The sequence below is a fragment of the Vibrio sp. 10N.247.310.98 genome (assembly GCF_041467395.1).
Lineage (GTDB): Bacteria > Pseudomonadota > Gammaproteobacteria > Enterobacterales > Vibrionaceae > Vibrio > Vibrio crassostreae_C.
On the sequence record NZ_JBFSUL010000063.1, the window covers coordinates 20012 to 28754 of the forward strand.

The 8743-nt window shown below is 44.6% G+C and carries 9 protein-coding genes; 5 read left to right on the plus strand and 4 right to left on the minus strand.

Annotation, left to right across the window (positions count from 1 at the left end):
- Positions 1-21 precede the first annotated feature (21 nt).
- From AB6E78_RS19340 to hemA, 4 genes are all read right to left on the minus strand, one after another.
- A complete protein-coding gene (locus AB6E78_RS19340; RefSeq protein ID WP_009848726.1) occupies positions 22-405 on the minus strand; it encodes a SirB2 family protein in 384 nt (127 codons plus the stop codon).
- Positions 406-599: 194 nt separating this feature from the next.
- Entirely contained in the window at positions 600-1460 is an 861-nt protein-coding gene (gene prmC / locus AB6E78_RS19345; RefSeq protein WP_017062314.1) for a peptide chain release factor N(5)-glutamine methyltransferase, read from the minus strand.
- A 5-nt stretch (positions 1461-1465) separates the two neighbouring features.
- Entirely contained in the window at positions 1466-2554 is a 1089-nt protein-coding gene (gene prfA / locus AB6E78_RS19350) for a peptide chain release factor 1 (RefSeq protein ID WP_017062313.1), read from the minus strand.
- Positions 2555-2582: 28 nt separating this feature from the next.
- Entirely contained in the window at positions 2583-3842 is a 1260-nt protein-coding gene (gene hemA / locus AB6E78_RS19355; RefSeq protein ID WP_017062312.1) for a glutamyl-tRNA reductase, read from the minus strand.
- Positions 3843-4002: 160 nt separating this feature from the next.
- Between hemA and lolB the strand changes: the two genes are divergently transcribed.
- The 5 genes from lolB (at position 4003) to ychF (ending at position 8410) form a co-directional block, all read left to right on the plus strand.
- Complete coding sequence (lolB, locus tag AB6E78_RS19360; RefSeq protein WP_372110929.1) at positions 4003-4650, plus strand: lipoprotein insertase outer membrane protein LolB; 648 nt, start codon at positions 4003-4005, stop codon at positions 4648-4650.
- Positions 4647-5522 carry a 4-(cytidine 5'-diphospho)-2-C-methyl-D-erythritol kinase gene (ispE, locus tag AB6E78_RS19365; protein ID WP_372110927.1) on the plus strand — a complete coding sequence of 292 codons (876 nt, stop codon included), beginning with the start codon at positions 4647-4649 and terminating at the stop codon, positions 5520-5522. The genes lolB and ispE overlap by 4 nt, the downstream gene beginning before the upstream one ends.
- Positions 5523-5549: 27 nt before the next feature.
- Positions 5550-6494 carry a ribose-phosphate pyrophosphokinase gene (locus AB6E78_RS19370; RefSeq protein ID WP_004739814.1) on the plus strand — a complete coding sequence of 315 codons (945 nt, stop codon included), beginning with the start codon at positions 5550-5552 and terminating at the stop codon, positions 6492-6494.
- Positions 6495-6717: 223 nt separating this feature from the next.
- Entirely contained in the window at positions 6718-7308 is a 591-nt protein-coding gene (gene pth, locus AB6E78_RS19375; RefSeq protein WP_004739815.1) for an aminoacyl-tRNA hydrolase, read from the plus strand.
- Positions 7309-7318: 10 nt separating this feature from the next.
- Complete coding sequence (ychF, locus tag AB6E78_RS19380) at positions 7319-8410, plus strand: redox-regulated ATPase YchF (RefSeq protein WP_010439159.1); 1092 nt, start codon at positions 7319-7321, stop codon at positions 8408-8410.
- The last annotated feature ends 333 nt before the right edge of the window (positions 8411-8743 follow it).

Consider the following 8743-nt stretch of genomic DNA (forward strand, 5'->3'; position numbering starts at 1 on the left):
TTAACCGAAATAAGGAGATAATTAACCGAAAAATGTTGGTGTCTTGGTCATTGCGATTTTGCCTGCCATCGCTAACCAGCCAAGCGCACCAAAGAAAGAGAATACTCTCAGTAGCTTGTTTTTACCTAGCTTAAGCGCAAAGAAACCTAATGCGATGTAAGCCATAACACAAGTTAGTTTTTCGGTTAACCATGGTGCTGCTGGTGTAAATGGAATAAAGCCAGTGATGAAAATCAAACCAATACCCGATAGCAATAGCAACGAGTCATTGATATGAGGGAAACGCTGCAAGAAAGGATGCTTAAGCTTAGGTGAGTTAGCCATCATAAGAGCGAAACGAATCGAGAGAAGTAGCGCACTTATAGCAATCGTTAATAGGTGAAAATGTTTTAGACCTTCGTACATGGTATTCCTTTATATTTTTATATGTGCTTTCGTTAACACGAGCCTCACAATACCCGTTAATGCTCTGTAGTTCTGCATAAAATCTCTGTATTTCTGCGTTAAATGCATTATCGGGTTAAATGTATTGTCGAGTTAAAGGTATCAATTTAGCAAGTTCATCATCCATTGCTCACAAGACGATTAACAATCACTAACTATGAACAGTAACGACCCAATGTCACTCGGTCATTACCACCGTAATCTTTCTCTGTGACAACATCGAGATAACCGAGCGCCTGCATAATCTCACGAACTGCCAAACCTTGGTCATAGCCGTGTTCAAATGCTAACCAACCTTCATTTTCCAAAAAGCCACGTGCGTTTTCAGAAATGTATCGAATATCTGCAAGCCCTTTCTCTTCAGCAACCAGTGCTGTGATCGGCTCAAAACGCACATCGCCTTGAGACAAATGAGGATCATTCTTCTCAATGTATGGCGGGTTAGAAACAATCAGAGAGAATTTCACAACGCCTTCAGAGCTCAAAGGCTCAAACCAACTACCATGCAAAAAAGTCGCATTGGTGATGTTGAGACGCTGTGCATTCTCTGTCGCAAGCTGCTGCGCTTCAGGGCGAAGATCAATACCCGTCACCTGTCGATTCGGCATCTCAGACGCCAATGCTAACGCGATAGCACCTGTACCTGTCCCTAAATCGAGAATCGCGCCTTGCTTGCCAAAGGTTTTATCCAACGCTACTTCAACCAAACGCTCGGTATCTGGGCGTGGGATTAATGTAGAAGGGGAAACTTTTAACGGCAGTGACCAAAACTCACGCTCACCGATAATGTAAGCCACAGGCTCACCGGTTAAGCGACGTTTTAGAAGGGCATTGAATTCAGACTCTTGCTCAGAGGTGAGATGCTTCTCAGGCCAAGTCAGTAGGTAAGATCTTGGTTTATCTAAGGCGTGACAAAGCAGTACCGCGGCATCAATAGAGGGTGATGTGTTATCACCCTCTTGAAGCTTTACGATTGCTGCTTTTAAAGCACTTTCAACCGTATATGCTGACTGCATACTGGTTAGTTGTTCTCTGCAAGTGCAGCAAGCTGATCGGCTTGGTGCTCTTGAAGTACAGGATCAAGCAAGCTTTGCATGTCACCTTCAAGTACTTCGTTAAGACGGTAAATTGTAAGGTTGATACGGTGATCCGAAACACGGCCTTGTGGGTAGTTGTACGTACGAATACGGTCACTACGGTCACCCGAACCTAGTAGATTACGACGTGTATCAGAAACCGCTGCCGCGCGGCGCTCTTCTTCTGCTTGAACAATACGAGCAGCAAGAACAGCCATCGCTTTCGCTTTGTTTTTATGCTGAGAACGCTCGTCCTGACACTCTACTACTGTACCCGTTGGTAAGTGAGTAATACGGATTGCTGAATCCGTGGTGTTAACGTGCTGACCACCCGCGCCTGATGCACGGAAAGTATCAATTTTAAGGTCGCCCGCTTTGATTTCTGGAAGATCCGCTTCTGGGATCTCAGGCATAACCGCAACCGTACATGCTGACGTGTGAACACGGCCTTGAGATTCGGTTTCAGGTACACGTTGTACACGGTGACCGCCTGACTCAAACTTCATGGTGCCGTAAACAGCGTCGCCACTAACCTTAGCGATCATCTCTTTGTAGCCGCCTTGCTCAGAAGCATTGCTGCTCATGATTTCAACACGCCAACCTTTCTTCTCAGCAAACTTAGAGTACATACGGAACAGGTTGCCCGCGAAGATACCTGCTTCATCACCACCCGCACCTGCGCGGATTTCTAGGAAACAGTTACGCTCATCGTTTGGATCTTTTGGAATAAGAAGAATCTGTAGCTCATCAGTCAGACGCTCAATTGCTGCTTTCGCATCTTTGATTTCATCTTGAGCCATTTCACGCATTTCTGCGTCGTCTTCGTTTGCCATCTCTTCAGCAGCTTCTAGATCTTCTTTCGCTTGCTGGTATGACTGGAAGCAAGCTGTCACTTCTTCAAGTTGAGAGTATTCTTTCGAAAGTGCACGGAATTTGTCTTGATTCCCGATTACATCTGGATCACCAAGTAGATGTTGAACTTCTTCATAGCGTTCAACAAGTGTTTCAAGCTTTACTAGAATCGAGGCTTTCATAATGTCTTATCTTGTTGGAGGTCTAATATTATTGAGGGTTTTCTAAGCCCAAACTCTGTCTAATGACCATTAATTTTGCAGGTTCTCCTTGCTCAGCTGCACTTTGAAGTGCGCGCGTTGGAGCATGGATCAATTTGTTTGTGAGCTTATTGCTGAGCTCGAGTAAAACTTTTTCAGGGTCACCGCCAGCGGCAAGCGATTGTAAACTTTTACTTAATAATTCTTCGCGGATTTCGTTAGCCGATTTACGGTAATCTCGAATACTGTCTACCGCTTGTAAAGAGCGCATCCAACTCATGAACGCGGCACTTTCTTCACTGACGATCGCTTCAGCTTGAATCGCTTCAACTTTACGTTGTTCGATATTGCCATCAACAATCGACTGCAAATCATCAACCGAATAAAGGTAGGCATCATTTAGATCACCAACCTGCGATTCCACATCACGTGGAACGGCAATATCAACCAATAACATCGGCTGATGCTTTCTTGTTTTTAGAGCAGTCTCAACCATACCCTTACCGATAATAGGCAATGGACTTGCGGTTGAGCTAATTACGATGTCCGCTCGATGAAGATGATCAGGGATCTCATTCAAGCTGATCACTTCAGCACCAAATTCTTCTGCTAGCCCTAGAGCACGTTCTCGAGTTCGGTTCGCCACAATCATTTTTGTACAGCCATTCGCCGAAAGGTGCTTAGCCACCAGCTCAATGGTTTCACCCGCACCAACCAGTAACACGGTTGAATCTGCGATGGATTCAAAAATATGCTTGGCTAAGGTACAGGCTGCGTAAGCTACAGAAACCGCGCTTCCGCCGATTTCAGTTTCAGTTCGAACACGCTTCGCAACAGAAAATGATTTCTGGAATAGTTTTTCCATTGAAGCATCAACGGATTTGTTCTCTCGCGAGTCCGTATACGCTTGCTTCACCTGACCTAAGATCTGCGGTTCACCCAAGACTAAAGAGTCCAAACCACAAGCAACGCGCATTAAGTGTTTAATCGCGGCTTGCTCTTCATGGATATAAAGGCTTGGCTTTAGCTCTTCTGGGCTAACTTGATGGAAAACCGACAACCAATCGATGAGTTTGTTTTTAGCCACGCCTTTAACGTCGCAATACACTTCAGTTCGATTACAGGTAGAAAGTATGACACTTCCATTCACGTGTGCATTTGCGTTAAGTTGCTTGAGTGCCTCAGATAATTTATCTGGACCAAAAGCGACTTTTTCTCGCAATTCAACCGACGCTGTATTGTGATTGATACCTACGGCAAGCAAAGACATGTATCAGAAGTTCTCGATCAGGGAATGGAAACAAGGGGCGAATTTTACTTGATGCATGGCTCTATTTAAAGAGCAAGCGGGATTTGTTTTCCTGAGTTCGTGAATTCAATGCTATAGTTGAAGCGTTTTTTAGATAAATTTGAACAAGTTGTGAGCAAATATGAGCAAACTTCGTAGAATCACGTCTCTTATTTTTATGACCATAATTATGGTGGGTTGCTCGTCTATCCCAGAACAACCGACCAGTGTTGAGTGGCAAAGTCACCAAAACCGACTTCTACAGATAGAAAACTACCAAGCCTCGGGCAAGCTCGCCTACATTTCTCCAGAGCAGCGCCAAAGCCTAAATTTCATTTGGAAACATTCACCAAATCAAAGTCAATTAAGGCTCACTACTTTTCTCGGTCAAACTGCACTGAACCTAACCATAGATCCATCGGGTGCAAAAGTCGTGACCTATGGCGATCAAGTACTTACTCATGCGAGCGCTTCAGTCTTGGTTGAGCAGCTGACAGGTTTACAGATCCCTATTGATCACCTGCCACAATGGTTCCTTGGCATTCCAGACCAAGCCGATAGCTACCAATTGAACACGACCAACACGCTTGAATCTCTCACCAAACAAGTCAGCAACCAATTATGGACACTGAGTTTTGCTAACTATCGCAATACAGAGATGCCGAATAAGCAACTATCGGGTGAAGACAACACTAAGGTAGAGATAATCCCACTCCCTACTCGATTGTCATTCAAGCAAGACAATAACAAAATCAACATTGTAGTTTCGAAGTGGACACTGAAAAGATGATAACAACGCCAACCCATTGGCCTTCTCCGGCTAAACTGAATTTATTTCTCTATATCACTGGTCGACGTGACAATGGCTATCACGAACTTCAAACTTTATTTCAGTTTGTCGATTTTGGTGATGAACTGACGGTTACCGCAAACTCAGAAACTAGCTCGATAACAATCACACCAGAAATCCCTGGGGTAGCACTTGAAGACAACCTGATCTGGAAAGCCGCTACTGCGCTACAGCAATATACCTCAACCTGTTTCGGTGCCGATATTGAACTCAAGAAAGTACTGCCTATGGGTGGCGGTATTGGCGGAGGCTCTTCAAATGCAGCAACCGTGTTGGTCGCTCTGAATTATTTATGGCAACTCAACCTGTCAGACGATCAACTCGCCGAGATCGGTTTGAAGCTTGGTGCTGACGTTCCTGTCTTCGTTCGAGGCCACGCCGCCTTTGCTGAAGGGGTTGGAGAACAATTGTCACCAGCTAATCCGGATGAAAAATGGTATCTAGTCGCCAAACCTCAAGTGAGCATAGCAACTGCAGACATATTCAAACATTCAGAATTAACTCGAAATACGCCGAAGCGAGCGCTATCAACGCTTCTAGAGCAAGAATACGTAAACGATTGCGAAAAAATTGTGCGAATGCTGTACCCAGAGGTTGATAAGCAACTTTCATGGCTGCTACAATACGCGCCGTCGAGATTGACTGGCACTGGTTCGTGCGTTTTTGCTGAATTTAGCAGCAAAAAAGAAGCCGAATTGGTGTTGGAACAACTGCCTGACACAGTTTCCGCTTTTGTAGCGAAAGGACGAAACATTTCTCCTTTAAAAGAAACTTTGGCTGAATACCACTCAGCCCACCCACAATCTATTTAAAACTGGACGCAACCCGAGGTTTCCACCGTGCCTGATATGAAGCTATTTGCTGGTAACGCAACACCTGAACTAGCCCAACGTATTGCTGATCGTCTATACATCTCTCTTGGCGATGCTACTGTAGACCGTTTTTCTGATGGCGAAGTCGCTGTTCAAATCAATGAAAACGTTCGTGGTAGCGATGTATTCCTGATTCAATCAACTTGTGCACCAACCAATGACAACCTAATGGAATTGGTGGTAATGATTGACGCAATGCGCCGTGCTTCTGCTGGCCGTATTACTGCTGTAATCCCTTACTTCGGTTATGCCCGTCAAGATCGTCGTGTACGTTCTGCTCGTGTGCCAATTACTGCAAAAGTTGTTGCAGATTTCCTTTCTAACGTTGGCGTTGACCGCGTTCTTACTATCGACCTACACGCAGAGCAAATCCAAGGCTTCTTCGATGTACCTGTTGATAACATCTTCGGCACTCCAGTTCTTCTAGAAGACATGGCGAACCGTGGCCTAGAAAACCCAGTAGTGGTTTCTCCAGACCTTGGTGGTGTTGTACGTGCTCGTGCAACGGCTAAAGCGCTAGGTGATGTTGACATCGCTATCGTTGATAAGCGTCGTCCACGTGCTAACGTTTCTGAAGTAATGAACCTAATCGGTGATGTTGAAGGTCGTGACTGTGTTATCGTTGATGACATGATCGATACGGGTGGCACACTATGTAAAGCAGCTGAAGCGCTTAAAGAGCGCGGTGCTAAGCGTGTATTCGCTTACGCAACTCACGCTGTTTTCTCTGGTACTGCTGCGAACAACATCAAGAACTCTGTTCTAGACCAAGTTATCGTAACGGATTCTATCTCTCTATCTCCAGAGATGGCTGCGACGGGTAAAGTGACAACACTTAGCCTTTCTCGCATGCTTGCTGAAGCGATTCGTCGTATCAGCAACGAAGAATCAATCTCAGCGATGTTCAACTAATCAAAGCCCAATAGCTTTTTTTACAAAAGCTTGGTTTTAGAAACACGCGAGAGAAAGATATTAAGCACTTCAGTCAATGAAGTGCTTTTTTTATGTCTGAGTAATATTGCACTGCTAGTTATCACAAACAGGAATAATCGCGCAGCTATCAGCTAGCTCGCACCTTTTTCATAAACTGTGATATCATACGGCGCTTTTTGAAATCCCAAGAGAGATCCATACCTTGAGCCAACAAATAAAACTTCTCGTTGGACTGGCTAATCCAGGTCCAGAATACGCCAAAACTCGCCACAACGCGGGCGCTTGGGTAGTTGAAGAATTAGCGCGTGTACATAACGTGACACTAAAGAACGAACCAAAGTTCTTTGGCCTAACGGGTCGTATCATGGTTCACGGTGAAGATCTTCGTTTGCTGATCCCAACGACTTTTATGAACTTGTCAGGCAAAGCAGTTGCAGCCTTAGCAAAGTTCTACCAAATTAAACCAGAAGAGATCATGGTCGCTCACGATGAGTTAGATCTGCCTCCTGGTATTGGAAAGTTTAAAAAAGGTGGTGGTCATGGCGGACATAATGGTCTGAAAGACATCATCAGCAAGCAGGGTAACAATAAAGAATTCTATCGTCTTAGATTAGGCATCGGCCATCCAGGACACAAAGATAAAGTTGCAGGTTATGTATTAGGCAAAGCTCCTCAAAAAGAGCAAGAGTGTATCGAGGCCGTCGTTGACGAATCGGTTCGCAGCCTAGACATCTTATTAAAAGATGGCCTACCAAAAGCACAAAATCGCTTACATACGTTCAAAGCAGAATAAGGTTTATATCATGGGTTTTAAATGTGGCATCGTTGGTCTACCAAACGTTGGTAAGTCAACTCTGTTTAACGCACTGACTAAAGCAGGCATCGAAGCAGCAAACTTTCCATTTTGTACGATCGAACCAAACACAGGTATCGTTCCGGTTCCAGATCTACGCTTAGATGCATTAGCAAAAATTGTTAATCCACAGAAGATCCTTCCAACGACAATGGAATTCGTAGATATCGCGGGCCTAGTTGCTGGCGCATCTAAAGGTGAAGGTCTTGGTAACAAATTCCTAGCTAACATCCGTGAAACTGACGCTATCGGTCACGTTGTACGCTGCTTTGAAAATGAAAACATTGTTCACGTTGCTGGCAAAGTATCTCCAATTGAAGATATCGAAGTGATCAACCTAGAACTTGCACTGGCTGACTTAGACAGCTGTGAGCGTGCAATTCAACGTAACGCGAAGAAAGCGAAAGGCGGCGACAAAGACGCTAAATTCGAAATCACTGTACTAGAAAAGCTACTTCCAGTTCTAACTGAAGGTGGTATGGCACGTACTGTTGAACTTGGCAAAGAAGAAGCGGCAGCAATCGGCTACCTAAACTTCCTAACGCTTAAGCCAACAATGTACATCGCAAACGTTGCAGAAGATGGTTTTGAAAATAACCCATACCTAGACGCTGTTCGTGAATACGCAGAAAACGAAAACAACGTTGTTGTTGCTGTTTGTGCAGCAATCGAATCAGAGCTTTCTGAGCTTGATGACGAAGATCGCGAAGAGTTCCTTGCGGATATGGGTATCGAAGAACCAGGTCTTAACCGAGTGATCCGCTCTGGTTACGAACTACTGACTCTTCAGACTTACTTCACAGCTGGTGTTAAAGAAGTTCGTGCTTGGACAATCCCTGTAGGTGCAACTGCGCCACAAGCAGCGGGTAAGATCCACACAGACTTCGAGAAAGGTTTCATCCGTGCTGAAGTTGTTGGATTCGATCACTTCATCGAATTTAACGGTGAGAGCGGTGCGAAAGACGCAGGTAAATGGCGCCTTGAAGGTAAAGAATACATCGTTAAAGATGGTGACGTTGTTCACTTCCGCTTCAATGTATAATTCTGATTAAACATCTAGAAAAAAGGCCAGTGAATTCACTGGCCTTTTTGTTTTTCCCCTTTCTAAATTGTCCCTCACCAGAAACTTAACTTCCTATATATATCGCCTTTTAGACCTGTTTTTTGTCGACAAATACGCCTCTTTGCCTAAAAAGAAACCGAACAGATGTTTATTCGCGATTTATTCAAAAAAAAAGTTGACGGGTTTCACTCAACTCCGCATAATGCGCCCCGTTCACAGCGAAGCGGCAACGTTTCGAAATGAGCAACAATATGGAAATGGCTACTTAGCTCAGTTGGTTAGAGCACATCACTCATAATGATGGGGTCGCAG

Bases quoted from the DNA above. Each gene is read 5' to 3' on its own strand.
- AB6E78_RS19340 (WP_009848726.1), bottom strand. From the start codon at position 405: ATGTACGAAGGTCTAAAACATTTTCACCTATTAACGATTGCTATAAGT.
- ispE (WP_372110927.1), top strand. From the start codon at position 4,647: ATGATAACAACGCCAACCCATTGGCCTTCTCCGGCTAAACTGAATTTA.
- prfA (WP_017062313.1), bottom strand. From the start codon at position 2,554: ATGAAAGCCTCGATTCTAGTAAAGCTTGAAACACTTGTTGAACGCTAT.
- ychF (WP_010439159.1), top strand. From the start codon at position 7,319: ATGGGTTTTAAATGTGGCATCGTTGGTCTACCAAACGTTGGTAAGTCA.
- hemA (WP_017062312.1), bottom strand. From the start codon at position 3,842: ATGTCTTTGCTTGCCGTAGGTATCAATCACAATACAGCGTCGGTTGAA.
- lolB (WP_372110929.1), top strand. From the start codon at position 4,003: ATGAGCAAACTTCGTAGAATCACGTCTCTTATTTTTATGACCATAATT.
- prmC (WP_017062314.1), bottom strand. From the start codon at position 1,460: ATGCAGTCAGCATATACGGTTGAAAGTGCTTTAAAAGCAGCAATCGTA.